Consider the following 19,141-nt stretch of genomic DNA (forward strand, 5'->3'; position numbering starts at 1 on the left):
ACCTCCGGGACGCTTGCCTAGTCGCCATTCCCGCATAACGGCGGGGATGCCACGTTCCAGCGGCTGGTCTTGGATTCCCGGCCCGCCCGGTGGCGGGACGGCCAATTATTAATAGCCCTGGCTTAGCATGGAAGCATAGGCCAATTCCAGATTTCGGCAAAAAGCCGCGGTATCGAACAAGGGCCAATGGCTCCGTTCCGTGCGTAAGCGTTCCTTCAGGCCGGCGATGCGGGCGGGGGCATGGGCCAGTTCGATAATCAGATCGGCATAGCCGTCGAGGGAGGTGGCGATCAATTCGGGCATCCCGATGGCGTGCAACAGGCTCCCGGCCACCCGTGCCGGGAACGCCCCGCCCATATAGGTCACCACCGGCAAACCGGCCATGAGCGCGTCCGCCGCCGTGCTATGGGCGTTATAAGGCCAGGTGTCGAGGAACAAATCGGCGAGGCGGTAGCGGGCCAGATGGTCCTCGACCCTGGGCACCCGTCCGGCGAAGACCAGGCGTCCGGGGTCGATACCCTGGGCTTGGGCGGCGGCTTGCAGGTTGCGGCGGTTGGTGTCGCCGCGCGAAGCCAGCCATAGCACGCTGTCCGGCACCTGCGCCAAGACCCGCATCCACACCGCCCACAGCGGCGGCGAGATTTTGTAGTCCTGGCTGAACGAGCAGAACACCCGCCCCGTGTCCGGCAGGCCACAGTCGGCGCGGGTCGGGGTCGGGCCGATTGCGATGGAAGCATCGGTCGGCAGATAGCAATCCGGCAGATAGGTCACCCGCTCGCTGTAGAACGGCTGGTGTTCGGGCGGGATGACGTGGCGGTCGGCCAGGATGTAATCCATGAAGCCAACGCCCAAGGTGCCGGGATAGCCCAGGAAATTCACCTGCACCGGGGCCGGGCGCTGGGCGAAGATTTCGATGCGCGCATCCGAGGTGTAGCCGGCCAGATCGACCGCGATATCCACTTCCATGTCCCGCATCTTCTCGGCGATCTGGCGGGCGCCCAGGGCGCGGGCGTCGATGAAATGGTCGAAGGCTTGCACCATGCGTCCGCGCAAACGGCTGCCGTCGTCCGGTCCCAGCGAAATGGCGAGGGTCTCGAACCGGCTTTTGTCGTGATGCTCGAACACCCCGGCCATCAGGTGCCCGACCGGATGCTCGCGCAAATCCGGCGACACATAGGCCAGCCGGATGCGGTCGTGGGCATAGCGCTCGCCGCGCCAGAGGGGTGGACCGGGCGGCGGGCAATAGTAATGGGCGAACAAACGGGCGCAGAGGAATTGGTCGCTGGCGCTATCCGACAAGGCCATGAAGGCCAGGGATTTGCACACCTTCCGCCCGGCCCGGATGCCCTCGACGATGGCGGCGCGGGCGGACTCGAAGCCGTTCCAATCGGCGCAGTGCATCTTTTCATACAGCAACAGTCCCGGCCCGTAGTCGTAGCCGGGATTGAGTTGCAACAGCCGCTCGAAACGGGCGATGGCTTGTTCCCCTTGCTTGAATTCGGTCAAGAGGATGGCGCTATTGGCGAGGGCCGGGAGATAGTCGGGTTGCAGCGCCAGCGCCCGGTCGAAGCGGGCCAGGGCGTCCTGGTGGCGGAGCAAATCCCGCAGTAGGGCACCGCTGTTGACCAGCGCCTCCACATAATCGGGCTGGATTGCCAGGGCTTGGTCGTAGCTCGCCAGGGCTTCCTGCCGCCGTCCCAGGGTTTGCAGCAACGAACCCTGCGCGAACCAGAGCGGGGCGAAATGCGGGGCCGCCCGCGTGCCCCGCTCGCAATAGGCCAAACCTTCCGCCGGATTCCCTTGGTTCAGCGCGATCACCGCCAGGGAATAGAGGGCGGCCCCGTTGCCGGGCTCGTCCGCCAGGATTTCCCGGAACAACCGGGCCGCCTCGGCCCAGTCGCCCCGGTTCTGTAGCGTTATGGCCTGTACCAGTTTCCCGTTTTGCGTTGCCAAGTGATCCGCCTCCTGGATTGAGATCGGCGCAGCCTATCGGTTCCGGGTGGCGCTTGCCAAGCTATTTGCCTCCCTTGTCGCCGCCGATGGCGAGGAAGCCGGTCTTGGCCGGGTCCAGCGCGTCCGCGACGTTGAGCGGCGTGGCGGTCGATTGCCCCAAGCCCGGCACGGCGGAGCGCGGGTTGCCGTTGGCGTCGAAGCGGTCCAACAAGCCGCTGATGCGGGAGACGTTCGCCGCCACGGTGCCGGTCTGGTTGCCGGACGGGGCGTCGAGTCCCGGCAGCGTGCCGCCGGCGGGCTGGGTCTGGGACTCGGCGAAGGCCGCGATGGCCTGGGCCATGCCGCTGACCTGGGTCCGCAAGCCTTGGCCGTCGCCGTTGGCTTGTTGCGACTTGTCGGCCACGAACCAGACATCCGCCGTTTGATGGGTGGCGCCGTCCTGGGTCTGGTAGGTGGAGATCAGGTTGATCCAGTTGCCTTGGTCCTTGATCGAAGTCTGCTCGGCATCCACCCCGATTTGCGTGATACCCAACGCGGCGAGGGTCCGCAGCTCCCCGGATTGGCTGACGCCATCCGAGTTGGCATCGACCCAGACCCGGAGGTCTTTGAAGGCCGCGTCCTGGGCGTCGAGCTGGCCGTCGTGGTCTTGATCCAGGGCCGCCAGGGCCGCGTAGCCGTTGGCCGCCGTGCCGCCGGAAGGCAGCGGGGTGGCGTTGCCGAACAGCTCGGTGCCATCGCCGATGACGCCGTCGTGGTTGCGGTCCAGCGCCAACAGGCCGTCTTTCCGGTTGATCCAGCCGGTGGCGGTATCCTGCCCGGTGCCGAACAAATCGAAGCGCGTACCGGCGTCGATCCCCAGCGATTTGACCCCATCCCCGTTGAGGTCCAGCGCCACCGGGCTCCCGATCTGCAAATGGCTGATCTGGACCGTGTTGAAGGAACTGATCTGGGTGGTGGTCAGCGCCATGACCTGGGCGGTGTTGAGCGCGGCCACCTCGAAGGTGGTCAGGGCCGCGATCTGGTTGGTGGTCAATACCACGATCTGGCTGGTGGTCAGGGCAGTAAGGTCGCCGGTTTCCATCGCGGCCACTTGCACCGTGGTCAGGTTCACCAACTGCTGGGTGGTGAGGGCCACGACCTGACGGGTGGTCAGGGCCACGATGGCGTTGGTGGTGAGCGCCGCGATACCCGCCGTGGTGAGCGCGGCGATCTGGGTGGTGCCCAGGGCGACCAGATCGGCGGTTTCAAGGGCCGCCACTTGGTTGGTGGTCAAGGCCGCCGCTTGCGCGGTGGTCAGGGACGCCGCCTGGAGGGTGGTCAGGGCGACCGCCTCGGTGGTGGTCAGGGCCGCGATCTGGGCGGTGGTCAAGGCCGCGATCTGGGCGGTCCTGAGGGCGGCGAGGTCGGCGGTTTCGAGGGCGGCGACCTGGGCCGTGGTGAGCGCCGTGGTTTGGGCGGTGGACAGGATCGCGGCTTGGACCGTGGTCAAGGCCACGGCCTGGGCGGTGGTCAAGGCCGCGACCTGGGCGGTGGTGAGCGCCGTCGCCTGGGTGGTGGCGAGCGCCGCGATGGTGGCGGTGGTGAGCGCCGCGACCTGGGCGGTGGTGAGGGCGGCGATCTGGACGGTCCTGAAGGCGACGAGATCGGCGGTTTCCATGGCGGCAACCTGGGCGGTCGTCAGCGCCGCCGTCTGGGCGGTGGACAGGATCGTGGCCTGGGCGGTGGTCAAGGCCACGGCCTGGGCGGTGGTCAAGGCCGCGACCTGGGCGGTGGTGAGCGCCGCCGCCTGGGCGGTTTTCAGGGCGGCGATGGCGGCGGTGGTGAGTGCCGCGACCTGGGCGGTGTTCATCGCGGCGACCTGGGCGGTCTTGAAGGCGGCGAGGTCGGCGGTTTCCATGGCCGCGACCTGGGCGGTGGTCAAGGCCGCCGTCTGGAGGGTGGTGAGCGCCGCCGCCTGGGTGGTGGTGAAGGCGACCGCCTGGGTGGTGGCGAGGGCGGCGACCTGGGCCGTGGTGAGCGCCGCGACCTGGACGGTCCTGAAGGCGGCGAGATCGGCGGTTTCGAGGGCGGCGACCTGGTCGGTGGTCAGTGCCGCCGTCTGGGCGATGGACAGGATCGCGGCCTGGGCGGTGGTGAGGGCCACGGCCTGGGCGGTGGTCATCGCGGCGACCTGGGCGGTGGTGAGCGCCGCCGCCTGGGCGGTCTTCAGGGCGGCGATGGCGGTGGTGGCGAGCGCCGCGACCTGGGCGGTGTTCATCGCGGCGACCTGGGTGGTCTTGAAGGCGACGAGGTCGGCGGTCTCCATGGCCGCGACCTGGGCGGTGGTCAAGGCCGCCGTCTGGAGGGTGGTCAGCGCCGCGGCTTGCAGGGTGGTGAGGGCCACGGCCTGGGCGGTGGTGAGCGCCGCGACCTGGGCGGTCGTCAGCGCCGCGACCTGGAGGGTCTTGAAGGCGGCGAGGTCGGCGGTTTCGAGGGCGGCGATCTGCGAGGTCGTCAGTGCCGCCGTCTGGGCGATGGACAGGATCGCGGCCTGGGCGGTGGTGAGGGCCACGGCCTGGGCGGTGGTCATTGCGGCGACCTGGGTGGTGGTGAGTGCCACAACTTGGGCGGTCTTCAGGGCGGCGATGGTGGCGGTGGCGAGCGCCGCGACCTGGGCCGTGTTCATCGCGGCGACCTGGGTGGTCTTGAAGGCGGCGAGGTCGGCGGTCTCCATGGCCGCGACCTGGGCGGTGGTCAAGGCCGCCGTCTGGAGGGTGGTGAGCGCCGCCGCCTGGGTGGTGGTGAGGGCGACCGCCTGGGTGGTGGTGAGGGCGGCGACCTGTGCCGTGGTGAGCGCCGCGACCTGGACGGTCCTGAAGGCGGCGAGGTCGGCGGTTTCGAGGGCCGCGACCTGGTCGGTGGTGAGCGCCGCCGTCTGGGCGATGGACAGGATCGCGGCCTGGGCGGTGGTGAGGGCCACGGCCTGGGCGGTGGTCATCGCGGCGACCTGGGCGGTGGTGAGCGCCGCCGCCTGGGCGGTCTTCAGGGCGGCGATGGCGGTGGTGGCGAGCGCCGCGACCTGGGCGGTGGTCATCGCGGCGACCTGGAGGGTCCTGAAGGCGGCGAGGTCGGCGGTTTCCATGGCGGCGACCTGGGCGGTCGTCAGCGCCGCCGTCTGGGCGGTGGACAGGATCGCGGCCTGGGCGGTGGTGAGGGCCACGGCCTGGGCGGTGGTCATCGCGGCGACCTGGGCGGTGGTGAGCGCCGCCGCCTGGGCGGTCTTCAGGGCGGCGATGGCGGCGGTGGCGAGCGCCGCCGTCTGCGCGGTGGTGAGGGCGGCGACCTGGGCGGTCTTGAAGGCGGCGAGGTCGGCGGTCTCCATGGCCGCGACCTGGGCGGTGGTCATCGCGGCGGTCTGGGCGGTGGTGAGCGCCGCCGCCTGGGTGGTGGTGAGGGCGACCGCCTGGGTGGTGGTGAGCGCCGCGACCTGGGCGGTGGTGAGCGCCGCGACCTGGAGGGTCTTGAAGGCGACGAGGTCGGCGGTTTCGAGGGCGGCGACCTGGTCGGTGGTGAGCGCCGCCGTCTGGGCGGTGGACAGGATCGCGGCCTGGGCGGTGGTGAGGGCCACGGCCTGGGCGGTGGTCAAGGCCGCGACCTGGGCGGTGGTGAGCGCCGCCGCCTGGGCGGTCTTCAGGGCGGCGATGGCGGCGGTGGTGAGCGCCGCCGTCTGCGCGGTGGTGAGGGCGGAAACCTGGGCGGTCCTGAAGGCGGCGAGGTCGGCGGTCTCCATGGCCGCGACCTGGGCGGTGGTGAGCGCCGCCGTCTGGGCGGTGGTGAGCGCCGCCGCCTGGGTGGTGGTGAGGGCGACCGCCTGGGTGGTGGCGAGGGCGGCGACCTGGGCCGTGGTGAGCGCCGCGACCTGGAGGGTCTTGAAGGCGGCGAGGTCGGCGGTTTCGAGGGCGGCGACCTGCGAGGTCGTCAGCGCCGCCGTCTGGGCGGTGGACAGGATCGCGGCCTGGGCGGTGGTCAAGGCCACGGCCTGGGCGGTGGTCAAGGCGGCGACCTGGGCGGTGGTCAAGGCCGCGACCTGGGCGGTTTTCAGGGCGATGATGGCGGCGGTGGTGAGCGCCGCCGCCTGGGCGGTGTTCATCGCGGCGATCTGGGCGGTCTTGAAGGCGGCGAGGTCGGCGGTTTCGAGGGCCGCGACCTGGGCGGTGGTCAAGGCCGCCGTCTGGAGGGTGGTGAGCGCCGCCGCCTGGGTGGTGGTGAGGGCGACCGCCTGGGTGGTGGCGAGGGCGGCGACCTGGGCCGTGGTGAGCGCCGCGACCTGGACGGTCCTGAAGGCGGCGAGGTCGGCGGTTTCGAAGGCGGCGACCTGGGCGGTCGTCAGCGCCGCCGTCTGGGCGGTGGACAGGATCGTGGCCTGGGCGGTGGTGAGGGCCACGGCCTGGGCGGTGGTCATCGCGGCGACCTGGGCGGTGGTGAGCGCCGCCGCCTGGGCGGTCTTCAGGGCGGCGATGGCGGCGGTGGCGAGCGCCGCGACCTGGGCCGTGTTCATCGCGGCGACCTGGGTGGTCTTGAAGGCGGCGAGGTCGGCGGTTTCCATGGCCGCGACCTGGGCGGTGGTCAAGGCCGCCGTCTGGAGGGTGGTGAGCGCCGCCGCCTGGGTGGTGGTGAAGGCGACCGCCTGGGTGGTGGTGAGGGCGGCGACCTGTGCCGTGGTGAGCGCCGCGACCTGGACGGTCCTGAAGGCGGCGAGGTCGGCGGTTTCGAGGGCCGCGACCTGGTCGGTGGTGAGCGCCGCCGTCTGGGCGATGGACAGGATCGCGGCCTGGGCGGTGGTGAGGGCCACGGCCTGGGCGGTGGTCATCGCGGCGACCTGGGCGGTGGTGAGCGCCGCCGCCTGGGCGGTCTTCAGGGCGGCGATGGCGGTGGTGGCGAGCGCCGCGACCTGGGCGGTGGTCATCGCGGCGACCTGGAGGGTCCTGAAGGCGGCGAGGTCGGCGGTTTCCATGGCGGCGACCTGGGCGGTCGTCAGCGCCGCCGTCTGGGCGGTGGACAGGATCGCGGCCTGGGCGGTGGTGAGGGCCACGGCCTGGGCGGTGGTCATCGCGGCGACCTGGGCGGTGGTGAGCGCCGCCGCCTGGGCGGTCTTCAGGGCGGCGATGGCGGCGGTGGCGAGCGCCGCCGTCTGCGCGGTGGTGAGGGCGGCGACCTGGGCGGTCTTGAAGGCGGCGAGGTCGGCGGTCTCCATGGCCGCGACCTGGGCGGTGGTCATCGCGGCGGTCTGGGCGGTGGTGAGCGCCGCCGCCTGGGTGGTGGTGAGGGCGACCGCCTGGGTGGTGGTGAGCGCCGCGACCTGGGCGGTGGTGAGCGCCGCGACCTGGAGGGTCTTGAAGGCGACGAGGTCGGCGGTTTCGAGGGCGGCGACCTGGTCGGTGGTGAGCGCCGCCGTCTGGGCGGTGGACAGGATCGCGGCCTGGGCGGTGGTGAGGGCCACGGCCTGGGCGGTGGTCAAGGCCGCGACCTGGGCGGTGGTGAGCGCCGCCGCCTGGGCGGTCTTCAGGGCGGCGATGGCGGCGGTGGTGAGCGCCGCCGTCTGCGCGGTGGTGAGGGCGGAAACCTGGGCGGTCCTGAAGGCGGCGAGGTCGGCGGTCTCCATGGCCGCGACCTGGGCGGTGGTGAGCGCCGCCGTCTGGGCGGTGGTGAGCGCCGCCGCCTGGGTGGTGGTGAAGGCGACCGCCTGGGTGGTGGCGAGGGCGGCGACCTGGGCCGTGGTGAGCGCCGCGACCTGGAGGGTCTTGAAGGCGGCGAGGTCGGCGGTTTCGAGGGCGGCGACCTGCGAGGTCGTCAGCGCCGCCGTCTGGGCGGTGGACAGGATCGTGGCCTGGGCGGTGGTGAGGGCCACGGCCTGGGCGGTGGTCAAGGCGGCGACCTGGGCGGTGGTCAAGGCCGCGACCTGGGCGGTTTTCAGGGCGATGATGGCGGCGGTGGTGAGCGCCGCCGCCTGGGCGGTGTTCATCGCGGCGACCTGGGCGGTCTTGAAGGCGGCGAGGTCGGCGGTTTCCATGGCCGCGACCTGGGCGGTGGTCAAGGCCGCCGTCTGGAGGGTGGTGAGCGCCGCCGCCTGGGTGGTGGTGAGGGCGACCGCCTGGGTGGTGGCGAGGGCGGCGACCTGGGCGGTGGTGAGCGCCGCGACCTGGACGGTCCTGAAGGCGGCGAGGTCGGCGGTTTCGAGGGCGGCGACCTGGGCGGTGGTGAGCGCCGCCGTCTGGGCGGTGGACAGGATCGTGGCCTGGGCGGTGGTGAGGGCCACGGCCTGGGCGGTGGTCATCGCCGCGACCTGGGCGGTGGTGAGCGCCGCCGCCTGGGCGGTTTTCAGGGCGGCGATCGCGGCGGTGGCGAGCGCCGCGACCTGGGCGGTGTTCATCGCGGCGACCTGGGTGGTCTTGAAGGCGGCGAGGTCGGCGGTCTCCATGGCCGCGACCTGGGCGGTGGTCAAGGCCGCCGTCTGGAGGGTGGTGAGCGCCGCCGCCTGGGTGGTGGTGAAGGCGACCGCCTGGGTGGTGGTGAGGGCGGCGACCTGTGCCGTGGTGAGCGCCGCGACCTGGACGGTCCTGAAGGCGGCGAGGTCGGCGGTTTCGAGGGCGGCGACCTGGTCGGTGGTGAGCGCCGCCGTCTGGGCGGTGGACAGGATCGCGGCCTGGGCGGTGGTCAAAGCCGCCGCCTGGGCGGTGGTCATCGCCGCGACCTGGGCGGTGGTGAGCGCCGTTGCCTGGGCGGTCTTCAGGGCGGCGATGGTGGTGGTGGCGAGCGCCGCGACCTGGGCGGTGTTCATCGCGGCGATCTGGGTGGTCTTGAAGGCGACGAGGTCGGCGGTCTCCATGGCCGCGACCTGGGCGGTGGTCAAGGCCGCCGTTTGCGCGGTGGTCAGCGCCGCGGCTTGCAGGGTGGTGAGGGCCACGGCCTGGGCGGTGGTGAGGGCGGCGACCTGGGCCGTGGTCATGACGGCGATCTGGGCGGTCTTGAAGACGGCGAGATCGGCGGTTTCCAGCGCCGCCGCCTGGGCGGTGGTGAAGGCCGCGACCTGGGCGGTACCCATGTTGAGCGCTTGCGCGGTCGTCAGCGCGGCGATCTGGGTGGTGGTCAGGCCTTGGTTGATTTGGGTCGTCGAGAGCGCCGCCAAATCCCTGGTTTCGATGATTTGTATTTGGGCGGTGGTGAAGGCCGCGATTTGGGTGGTAGTGAGCGCGGCGAAATCCGCAGTGGAGAGCGATTGGACCTGGGCCGTCGTGAGCGCAGCGATCTGGGCGGTGGTCATGCCAATGACTATGGAGCTCATATTCGTATCCTCTTCAAGTTATTTGGAATGTCCACGATGACCCGGCATCGGCATTCATTCAGGTATAAAAATGAAATATCCGGCAGATAACAGCTTTCGATATATTTCGATTGATACGCTCGCCACCGGATAGTTAAACCTTTAAATACTGTTTTCAGGCCCAGGGTTTGGGTGTCCCATGTGGATCGACGAAGTGGGGGTTGGGTCCCGAGGCCAAGGTCTACAGATAGATTTTTCAGTATGTAGCGGTAGGGCTGGGTGAAACTTTAGTATTATTTTTGTGTAATTTTTATTTGATATATGTTTTTTTTGGAGACAGTGGTTTGGGCTGGGCATCTATAGGGATGACGCTTCCGAATATCGCCTGCTGGATGGGCTGGGAATTTTTTCACGTAAAATATTCATCGGTTTAAATCTGCCCTGTTTTGGTTTGGGATAAGCGGGATATGTTTATAAAAAATAACGGTATTTATGCTGTAGAGCTGGTGAACACTGTTGGAACTACTAAGAACCTGTAGAAGCCGCTGGCCTGGCCGGGAGACGCGCCGTGTATTGCGGGACGCATGCCCATCCACGGAGCCGGACCGGTGGGCCATGTGTCCGTCACCGCGCACGCGGAAGGATTGGGCACTAGACTTCCCTCAAGACCGGCCTTGTCCCGGCCAATCCATGACACCCACCAGACCCGTCCATTTCCGAACACGCCCATGCCCGCCGCTTTTCCGCATACCGCCGTCCAGTGCCTCACCGCCATCGCCCAGCACCATGGACTCCGGGTCAACCCGGAGCGGCTGATCGACGAATACGCCCTGGGCGCGGAGGAGCCCCGGCCCGCTTTATTGCTCCGCATGGCCCAGGACATCGGACTCAAGGCCAAGCTGCAAAAACTCGCTTGGGACGGCTTGTTGGCGCAGGACGGGGTATTCCCGCTCATGGCCCGGTTGAACGGCGGCAATATGGTGATCGTGGTCGCGGTCCAGCCCCAGGAGGGCGGGCGGGTGGCCTTGATCGATCCCATGGCGGGCAAGGCCGAGGTCATCCTGGCTCCGGGCGGGCAGTTCCGCGAGCGCTGGAGCGGGGAGGTGGTGTTCCTCAAGCGCCATCACGCCCTGAACGACCCGGACCAGCCGTTCGGCCTGCGCTGGTTCGTGCCGGAAATCCTCCGCCAGAAGGACGCCTTCCGCGATATCGCCATCGCCGCCTTGGGCATGCATGTGCTGGGGCTGGCGACCCCGATCTTTTTCCAGTTGGTGGTGGACAAGGTCTTGGTCCACAAGAGCGTTTCCACCCTGTGGGTGCTGGCGGTGGGGATCGCCCTGGCGCTGCTGTTCGATTCGGTGTTCGGCTATCTGCGCCAATTGCTGACCCTGGCCGCCACCAACAAGATCGATATGCGGATCACCCGGCGGGCGTTCGGCCATTTGCTGTCCTTGCCCATCGATTATTTCGAGACGGCGGCGGCGGGCGTGGTGGTCCGCCATATGCAGCAATTGGAAATCATCCGCCAGTTCCTCACCGGCCAGTTGTTCACCACCACCCTCGACCTGGCCGCGCTGGGGATTTTCATGCCGATCCTGTTCGCCTATTCGGTCAAGCTGGCGATGATCGTGCTGGGTTTCACCGCGGTGATCGTCGCCACCGTGGGCTTGTTGATGCCGACCTTCCGCCGTTTGCTGGACGCGCTGTACCGGGCCGAGGGCAGCCGCCAAGCCTTGTTGGTCGAGACCATCCATGGCATGCGGACGGTCAAGGCGCTGGCCATCGAGCCGGCCCAGCGCCGGGCCTGGGACCAGTTGTCCGCGCTGTCGATCGCCTCGCATTTCAAGGTGGGCAAGCTCGCCATCGCCGGCAACGCCCTGACCGATTTCCTGGGGAAGCTGTTGCCGGTCACGGTCATCGTCATCGGCGCCCAGGACGTGTTCGACCAGACCCTCACGGTCGGCGCCTTGATCGCCTTCCAGATGATTTCCGGGCGGGTGGTCGCGCCCTTGGTGCAGATCGTGGCCCTGGTCAACCAATACCAGCAGACCGCCCTGTCGGTGCGGATGCTGGGCGAGGTGATGAACCGGCCCCCGGAAAGCCGTCCCGGCGCGGGCAACCTCAGGCCGCAGTTGGTCGGGGAAATCCGCTTCGAGGACGTGACGTTCCGCTACCCGGAATCGACCACCGCCGCCCTGGACCGTGCCGCGTTCGCCATCCCGGCGGGCAAGGTGGTGGGCATCGTCGGGCGCAGCGGTTCCGGGAAGACCACGTTGACCAAGCTGATCCAGGGTTTGTACGCGCCGCAGGAGGGCATCATCCGTTTCGACGGCGTGGACGCGCGCGAGATCGATCTGGCCCATCTGCGCCGCCAGATCGGGGTGGTCTTGCAGGAGAATTTCCTGTTCCGCGGCACCATCCGCGACAACATCGCCGTGGCCCGGCCCGACGCCAGTTTCGAGGAGATCGTCGCGGCCAGCCAGGCGGCGGGGGCGGAGGAATTCATCGAGCGCTTCCCGCAGGGCTACGACACCTTATTGGAGGAGAACGCCTCGAACCTGAGCGGCGGCCAGAAACAGCGCCTGTCCATCGCCCGCGCCCTGCTCACCAAGCCGCGCATCCTGATCCTCGACGAGGCCGCCAGCGCCCTCGACCCCGAAAGCGAGGCTATTTTTATCCGCAACCTGTCGCGCATCGCCGTGGGCCGCACCGTCGTCATGATTTCCCATCGCCTGTCCACCCTGGTCAACGCCCATGCCATCCTGGTGATGCAGCGGGGCTGCTTGGTCGATAGCGGCCGCCACGAAGAATTGCTGACCCGTTGCCCCACCTATCAACAGCTATGGCATCAACAAACCAGCCACCTGTAGAACCGGCCCATCCGGCCACGGCGGTCGATTTCCTGCCCGACGCCGACGAAATCGAACGCGCCCCCTTGCCGCGGGTGGCCCGGTTGACCTTGCACGTCCTGTTCGCCGTCTTGGTGGTCTTCCTGGCCTGGGCTTATTTTTCCGAGATCGAGCGGGTGGTGGTGGCGCATGGGCGCTTGGTCACGCCCTTGCCCAATATCGTGGTCCAGCCCTTGGAAACCGCCATCATCCAGAGCCTGGATGTGCGCCTGGGCCAGGTGGTGCGGAAGGGCGAGCGGCTGGCGACCCTGGACCCGACCTTCGCCAGCGCCGACGAGGCGCAGTTGCGGGTGCGCCTCAACAGCCTGGACACCGAGACCCGCCGCCTCCAAGCCGAACTGGCCGGTAAGCTGGGTCCGTCGCCCGCGGCCCCGGTCGATGCCGATACCCAACTGCAGGCCGAACTCCTGGACGAGCGGCGGGCCAATTACGCGGCCCAGATCACCCATTTCGACGAAAGCCTCGCCCGCCTGCAAGCCGCCATCGAAACCGACCGCCGCGACCAAAAGGCCTTGGCCGAGCGCATCGAGCCGTTGCGGGAAATGGAAACCATGCAGCAAAGCCTGGTCGAACGCCAACTCGGTCCCAAGACCGGCTTGCTGGAAGCCCGCGAGCGGCGTTTGGAAGTGGAGCGCGATATGCAATTGGCGATCAACCGCGAGCAGGAACTACGCAAGGAACTGGCTTCGACCCAGGCGGAAAAGGCGGCGTTCGAGAAGGGTTGGCGGCAAAAGACCATGGAGGAGCTATTGGCGGTCACGCGGGAGCGCGATTCGATCAAGGAGCAATTGCAGAAGGCGGACAAGCGCCAGAAGCTGGTGACGCTCACATCGCCCTCCGACGCCGTGGTGCTGGAAATCGCCAAGCTCTCGCAAGGCTCGGTGGCGCGGGGGGCGGAAGCCTTGTTCACCCTGGTTCCGCTCGATGCCAAGCTGGAGGCCGAGGTCCAGATCGATTCCCTGGACGTGGGCTATGTCAAGCCCGGCGACCTCGCGCATCTCAAGCTCGACGCCTATCCTTTCCAGCGCCATGGCACGTTGGAGGCGAAGGTGCGGACCCTCAGCGAGGACGCCTTCCGCCGCGACGCCAATGCCCAGGCCGACGGCTTGGACGCCTATTACCTGAGCCGCATCGAACTGGGCGACACCCATTTGCGGCGCTTGCCCGCCCACGCCCGCCTGCTGCCCGGCATGACCCTCACGGCGGAAATCGTGGTGGGCAAGCGCTCGGTGATGTCCTATCTGCTGTGGCCCTTGACCCGCGCCCTGGATGAATCGATGCGCGAGCCGTGACCGCCGCCAAAACCTTAAACGAAGGGAGAACAACCATGACCAAAGTGGCGTTGATTACCGGCGTGACCGGCCAGGACGGGGCTTATCTCGCCGAATTCCTGCTCGGCAAGGGCTACGAGGTGCATGGGGTGAAGCGGCGGGCCTCGCTGTTCAACACCGAGCGCATCGACCACCTGTACCAGGACCCCCATGTCGATCACCGCCGTTTCATCCTGCATTACGGCGACCTGACCGATTCCACCAACCTGATCCGCATCGTCCAGCAGGTCCGGCCCGACGAAATCTACAACCTCGCGGCGCAAAGCCATGTGCAGGTGTCGTTCGAAACCCCGGAATACACGGCGGACGCCGACGGCCTGGGCACGCTGCGGCTGTTGGAAGCCATCCGCATCCTGGGATTGACGGACAAAACCCGGTTCTACCAAGCCTCCACCTCCGAGTTGTTCGGCAAGGTGCTGGAAACCCCGCAACGGGAAACCACGCCGTTCTATCCCCGCTCGCCCTACGCCGTCGCCAAGCTCTACGCCTATTGGATCACGGTCAATTACCGGGAAGCCTATGGGATGTATGCCTGTAATGGCATACTGTTCAATCATGAGTCACCCCTCCGCGGCGAAACCTTCGTCACCCGCAAAATCACCCGCGGCCTCGCCCGCATCAAGGCCGGGATGCAGGAGCGGCTGCACCTCGGCAACCTCGACGCCCGCCGCGATTGGGGCCACGCCCGCGACTACATCGAAATGCAATGGCTGATGCTGCAACAACCCGCGCCCGACGATTACGTCATCGCCACCGGCGTGCAGCACACGGTGCGCGAATTCGTCGAGACGGCGGCGGAGTTCTTGGAGATGCGGCTGGAATGGCGCGGCCACGGCGTCGAGGAAAAAGGCTACGACGCCGACACCGGGCGCTGCGTGGTCGAAATCGACCCGCGTTATTTCCGCCCCGCCGAAGTCGAAACCCTGTTGGGCGACCCGACCAAGGCGCGGGAAAAACTGGGCTGGACCCCACGCATCCCCTACCGCCAACTGGTCGAGGAAATGGTGCGGGAGGATAGGAAAGCCGCCGAGCGCGACGCCCTCTGCCGCCGCGAAGGCTATGCCATCCCCGAACGCAGCGAAGAATGAGCGAGGCGCGAACATGGACAACCTGGATCGGAAGATTTTCGTGGCGGGCCACCGGGGCTTGGTGGGGTCGGCGGTGCTGCGCTGCTTGGAACGGCGGGGCTATCACAACCTGCTCACCCGCGCCCGCGGCGAAGTGGACCTGACCGATTACCGCGCCGTCGCGGCCTTGTTCCAGCAGGAAAAACCCGAGGTGGTGATCGACGCCGCCGCCAAGGTCGGGGGCATCCTCGCCAACGACAGCTATCCCGCCGACTTCATCCGCGACAACCTCTTCATCCAGAACCACCTGATCGATTGCGCCTACCGGGCCGGGGTGCGCAAGTTCGTGTTCCTGGGTTCGTCCTGCATCTACCCCAAGGCCGCGCCCCAGCCCATGCGCGAGGAACACCTGCTCACGGGGGCGCTGGAACCCACCAACGAGTGGTACGCCGTCGCCAAGATCGCCGGTATAAAAATGTGCCAAGCCTACCGGCGGCAATATGGCTTCGACGCCATCAGCCTGATGCCCACCAACCTCTACGGGCCGGGCGATTATTTCGACCTGGAGAAATCCCACGTCCTGCCGGCCTTGCTGCGCAAGTTCCACGAGGCCAAGCAGCGCGGCGACGCCGCCGTCACGGTCTGGGGCAGCGGCACGCCCCGGCGGGAATTCCTCTACGTGGACGACCTGGCCGAGGCCGTGGTGTTCTTGATGGAAAATTACTCGGACCCAGGGATCGTCAATATCGGGACCGGCGAGGATTTATCGATCCGCGAACTGGCCGGAATGATCCGGGCCGAGGTGGGGTTCGCGGGCGAACTGCGCTTCGACGCCAGCAAGCCCGATGGCACGCCCAGGAAATTGCTCGATGTGTCGCGCTTGTCGGCGCTGGGCTGGCGGGCGGCGACGCCGCTGGCCGAGGGCATCCGCAAAACCTACCGTTGGTATTTGGGTCACGCGGCGGACTTGCGGGTTTGAGGTGGGCCGGGTTGAAAGAAATGCGATGCCCAAATTATGCTTCTGGAAATAGAAGACAACGATGGAAAAGCCAATGGAAACACGTAAAAACCATATCAATAAACTTTTGTGGGCTTTGGTCGCCGGGATAGTGATCCCCGATTTTGGTGTTGGATTGTATGCCGGTACCTTGGGGTTCGCCGCCAAGGTGGATTATCCCACCGGCTTGGCTCCCAACCGGATCGCCGCCGGGGATTTCAACCGGGATGGGAAGCTCGATTTGGTGACATCCAATTATAACGGCAATAGCGTGAGCGTATTGCTGGGCATGGGCAATGGTACTTTCAATCCCCATTTGGATTATCCGGTCGGGGCGTTTCCCAATAGCGTGGCGGTGGGGGATGTTAACCGTGACGGCAAACCCGACCTGGCGGTCACCAGCGGCAATGTCGTGAGCGTACTGCTGGGCAAGGGCAACGGTATCTTCAATCCCAAAGTCGATTACCCCATCGGTTCGGTGAACGCGGTGGCCACCGCCGTGGCGGTGGCGGATTTGGGCTACGATGGCAAACCCGACCTGATCGTGACGAATTTTTATGGAAATGTTGTTTGTGTTTTATCCGGTCGGGGGGATGGCACTTTCGATACCCATGTGGATTATCCCACTGGTGCCTATCCCGATGCGATTGCGGTGGGGGATTTGAATCGCGATGGCCGGCCCGATATAGCTATCGAGAACGAGGGCGACAACACGCTCGGCGTCTTGCTCAATGATGGCAAAGGAGTTTTTAAACCCAAGGCGACCTATCCGGCCGGCACGTTTTCGCAAGCGGCCGCGCTGGGGGATTTCAACCGGGATGGTAAGCTCGATGTGGTCACCCCGAGTTTCCGTGGCAATGCGCTGAGCGTTTTATTGGGAAATGGCGATGGAACTTTGGGCGCGGAAGTAAATTATCCTACCGGGCAATCGCCCACCGGGGTGGCGGTGGCGGATATGGATGGGGACACCAAGCTTGATCTGGTCGCCGCCAATTATTATGGGAATACCGTCAGCGTGTTGAAAGGTTTGGGGAATGGCGCTTTCCAAGTCAAACTGGATTATGCGACCGGGAGGGTTCCTTTCTCGGTGGTGTTGGGGGATTGGAATGGCGATGGCAAGCTGGATGTCGCTGTGCCGAGCCAACTGGATAATTCGGTCAGCGTGCTGATGAATAAAACAGCCTTTTAATTCAGTACCCTCGGACCGGGGCTATAGCACCTATAGGTATTGCGGCCCTGTTTTTTGGCCTGATACATCGCGCTATCGGCGTGGCCGAGCAATTCCGCCGGACTGCGCCCATCTTGGGGGTAGGCGCTGATGCCGATACTGGTACCGATCCTGAGCGTCCGGCCCTCGATATCGTAGGGCGTGGCGATGGCGTCCACCAATTCTTCGGCCACGGCCAAGGCTTCGCGGACATGATGGATGCCGTTCAGGATGACCACGAATTCGTCGCCGCCCAGGCGGCCCACCAGGTCGTGGTCATGCCGCACGCCGCGCCGCAGCCGTTCCGCCACCGCCCGCAGCAACAGGTCGCCGACCCGGTGGCCGAAGCTGTCGTTGACGGCTTTGAAGCCGTCCAAATCGAGGAACAGGACTGCCAGGCCCAGATGGCGGCGTTCCGCCTCGGCCATGCCGCATCCCAGCCCTTCTTCCAGCAGCAGGCGGTTCGGCAGGCCGGTCAGGGCGTCGTGGCGGGCTTGGTGGAGTATCTTGCTTTCCATCGCCTTGCGTTCCGTGATATCGGAGAAGATGGCGACATAATGGCCGACCCTGCCGTGTTCGTCCTTCACCGCGCTGATGCTCAACCATTTGGGATAGGCTGCGCCGCTTTTGCGCCGCCCGACGATCTCGCCTTCCCAGCGCCCGGTTTCCCGCAGCGAATGTTCGGTTTTCGGGCTGAACAGGTGCTGGCTCTTGCCCAGGACTTCGTGGGGGGCGTAGCCGGTGATTTCGGTGAAGGCGCGGTTGGCGAAGACCACGCGGTTTTCGGCATCGGTGATGACGATGGCCTTGCCGCTGTCCTCGATGGCCCGCGCCGCCAGCCGCAGCCGCGCCTCCATGCGCTTGCGCTCGCGCATGTCCAGCACGAAGCCGACGCCCTGGTCGGGGGGATGGCCGAACAGGGCCGCGCCGACACAGACCGGAATCCTATCGCCATCCCGCCCGATCAATTCCTTTTCGTAGGGGGGAGGGCGTCCCGGTCCAGTCCGGCGTATTCCTCGGGGGTGATGGATTGCCAGGACAGGCCGTCCAGGCCGTGGATATCCGCTTCGTCATAGCCCAGCATCCTGAGGAAGGCTTGGTTGGCCTCCAGGATTTTCCCATCCCGCCGCCAGAACACGATCCCGATCATGTTGGAATCCACGACGTGCCGGAAGCGGGCCTCGCTGTCGTAGAGGGTCCGCTCGGCGCGGTGGACCTTGCGGATAATCAGCAGCGAGAGCGACAGGCCCAGGCCGAGGAACAGGGCCACGCTGGCGTAGGTCAGGATTTGGGTGAGGTGGTTGACCCAGCGGGAGGCTGCCCCCAGTGTGCTGGAAAAAGCGGCTTCCAGGGTCGAGAGCCGTTGGTTGAGGGTTTCCAGTTCGCGCAGGCTATCGGCGTCGGGCGGGATGCCGTCCAGGGCTTCGCGATGCAGGCGTTCGGCCAGGGCGAGCAGGGCCAGGAGGTGCCGGTCGCCTTCGGCCCAGGTGGCGACGGCTTGGCGCATGTAGCCGATGGCGTGGTAGCGCTGGTAAAACGACACCAAAGCCTCGATATCGTCGGGATGGTTGCCCCCGCCGAGGAAACCGGCCCGGACCCGGCCGGGGTCCGGCTCGGGCCGGTCCAATTCGAGCCGCGCCTGGCGGTCGCCCAGGGGGATGGCGATGGCTTGTTGGAACGCTTGGTAATCGGCTTCGTCGTGCGAGGACAGGTAGCGCAGGAGGTGGATGAAGGCGGTTTTCTGGCCCTTGGACCACAAGCCTTCCCCGGCGATATAGGCCCGGACCGAATCGAGCGCCTGGGCGCAGAAATGGTTCACGCCCAGCGAACCCAGGACGATGGCCGTGAACAAGGCCACCACCGCGTACATTTTCCGGGCCGGTGCCTGTTCCGCCCGTGGATAGGGCGGATACGTGGATGGATGGGCGAAGATTTTCGGAAATCGCATGGCTGATGGGTCGGCGGGTGGCAGGGGTCGGTCTAAGCACCGTTGGTGGCTGTTGGGTATAAACCCTATATTCCAGAGGTGATTTTGGTTTGGGTTTGGGTTTAACACTGTCTCGGATGCCGTCATTCCGGCGGGAGGAGCGCGGAATCCGGGCCATGGGATGGTTTACCGCCGGGAGCCGCCGATACGCTCGAAGGTGCCGGCATCCGGGCGAGCCCGGCGGGCGGTTCTGCTTGGGTTTGCGCGATGGCTTAGGAGGGCCCTATGGGCGGGGTTGGGTCCATCCCCCCGCTTCCGCCAACATCTGAAAAATAGGCCGGAGCGGATGGATGTTTTGTCCTGATTGCCATGGGGGTGGACGCTGCCGGGCGGTTCGATATTACATCGGGCTTTAGCGCTCCGCTAATTTTCACGCCCATCGTCTGAATG

General features: G+C 66.7%; 9 protein-coding genes. 5 read left to right on the forward strand and 4 right to left on the reverse strand.

From position 1 onward, the window contains the following. Positions 1-108 precede the first annotated feature (108 nt). Both K5658_RS07970 and K5658_RS07975 read right to left on the reverse strand, forming a co-directional pair. Positions 109-1,953 carry an O-linked N-acetylglucosamine transferase, SPINDLY family protein gene (locus K5658_RS07970; RefSeq protein ID WP_221066417.1) on the reverse strand — a complete coding sequence of 615 codons (1,845 nt, stop codon included), beginning with the start codon at positions 1,951-1,953 and terminating at the stop codon, positions 109-111. Positions 1,954-2,014: 61 nt separating this feature from the next. Continuing rightward, positions 2,015-9,274 (reverse strand): hypothetical protein, encoded by a 7,260-nt coding sequence (locus K5658_RS07975; RefSeq protein WP_221066418.1) that lies wholly within the window; start codon positions 9,272-9,274, stop codon positions 2,015-2,017. Between the two features lie 707 nt (positions 9,275-9,981). On the opposite strand from K5658_RS07975, the gene K5658_RS07980 reads away from it, so the two are divergent. The 5 genes from K5658_RS07980 (at position 9,982) to K5658_RS08000 (ending at position 16,746) form a co-directional block, all read left to right on the forward strand. Next, positions 9,982-12,123 (forward strand): peptidase domain-containing ABC transporter, encoded by a 2,142-nt coding sequence (locus K5658_RS07980; protein ID WP_221066419.1) that lies wholly within the window; start codon positions 9,982-9,984, stop codon positions 12,121-12,123. Further along, complete coding sequence (locus K5658_RS07985; protein WP_221066420.1) at positions 12,096-13,454, forward strand: HlyD family type I secretion periplasmic adaptor subunit; 1,359 nt, start codon at positions 12,096-12,098, stop codon at positions 13,452-13,454. The genes K5658_RS07980 and K5658_RS07985 overlap by 28 nt, the downstream gene beginning before the upstream one ends. A gap of 35 nt (positions 13,455-13,489) precedes the next feature. Beyond that, on the forward strand, positions 13,490-14,581 hold the full coding sequence (gene gmd / locus K5658_RS07990; protein WP_221066421.1) for a GDP-mannose 4,6-dehydratase: 1,092 nt from the start codon (positions 13,490-13,492) through the stop codon (positions 14,579-14,581). A 13-nt stretch (positions 14,582-14,594) separates the two neighbouring features. Next, the gene (locus K5658_RS07995) at positions 14,595-15,539 is read left to right on the forward strand and encodes a GDP-L-fucose synthase family protein (RefSeq protein ID WP_221066422.1); all 945 of its coding nucleotides are present in this window, start codon (positions 14,595-14,597) and stop codon (positions 15,537-15,539) included. A gap of 73 nt (positions 15,540-15,612) precedes the next feature. Then, positions 15,613-16,746 carry an FG-GAP repeat domain-containing protein gene (locus tag K5658_RS08000; RefSeq protein WP_221066423.1) on the forward strand — a complete coding sequence of 378 codons (1,134 nt, stop codon included), beginning with the start codon at positions 15,613-15,615 and terminating at the stop codon, positions 16,744-16,746. On the opposite strand, the gene K5658_RS08005 is transcribed toward K5658_RS08000, so the two are convergent. Both K5658_RS08005 and K5658_RS08010 read right to left on the reverse strand, forming a co-directional pair. Then, positions 16,743-17,732 carry a sensor domain-containing diguanylate cyclase gene (locus K5658_RS08005; RefSeq protein WP_221066424.1) on the reverse strand — a complete coding sequence of 330 codons (990 nt, stop codon included), beginning with the start codon at positions 17,730-17,732 and terminating at the stop codon, positions 16,743-16,745. The genes K5658_RS08000 and K5658_RS08005 overlap by 4 nt on opposite strands. Beyond that, complete coding sequence (locus tag K5658_RS08010; RefSeq protein WP_221066425.1) at positions 17,729-18,712, reverse strand: PAS domain-containing protein; 984 nt, start codon at positions 18,710-18,712, stop codon at positions 17,729-17,731. Before K5658_RS08010 ends, K5658_RS08005 begins: the two co-directional genes overlap by 4 nt. Positions 18,713-19,141: the final 429 nt, after the last annotated feature.

Origin of the sequence: Methylomagnum ishizawai, assembly GCF_019670005.1 — a bacterium.
Lineage (GTDB): Bacteria > Pseudomonadota > Gammaproteobacteria > Methylococcales > Methylococcaceae > Methylomagnum > Methylomagnum ishizawai.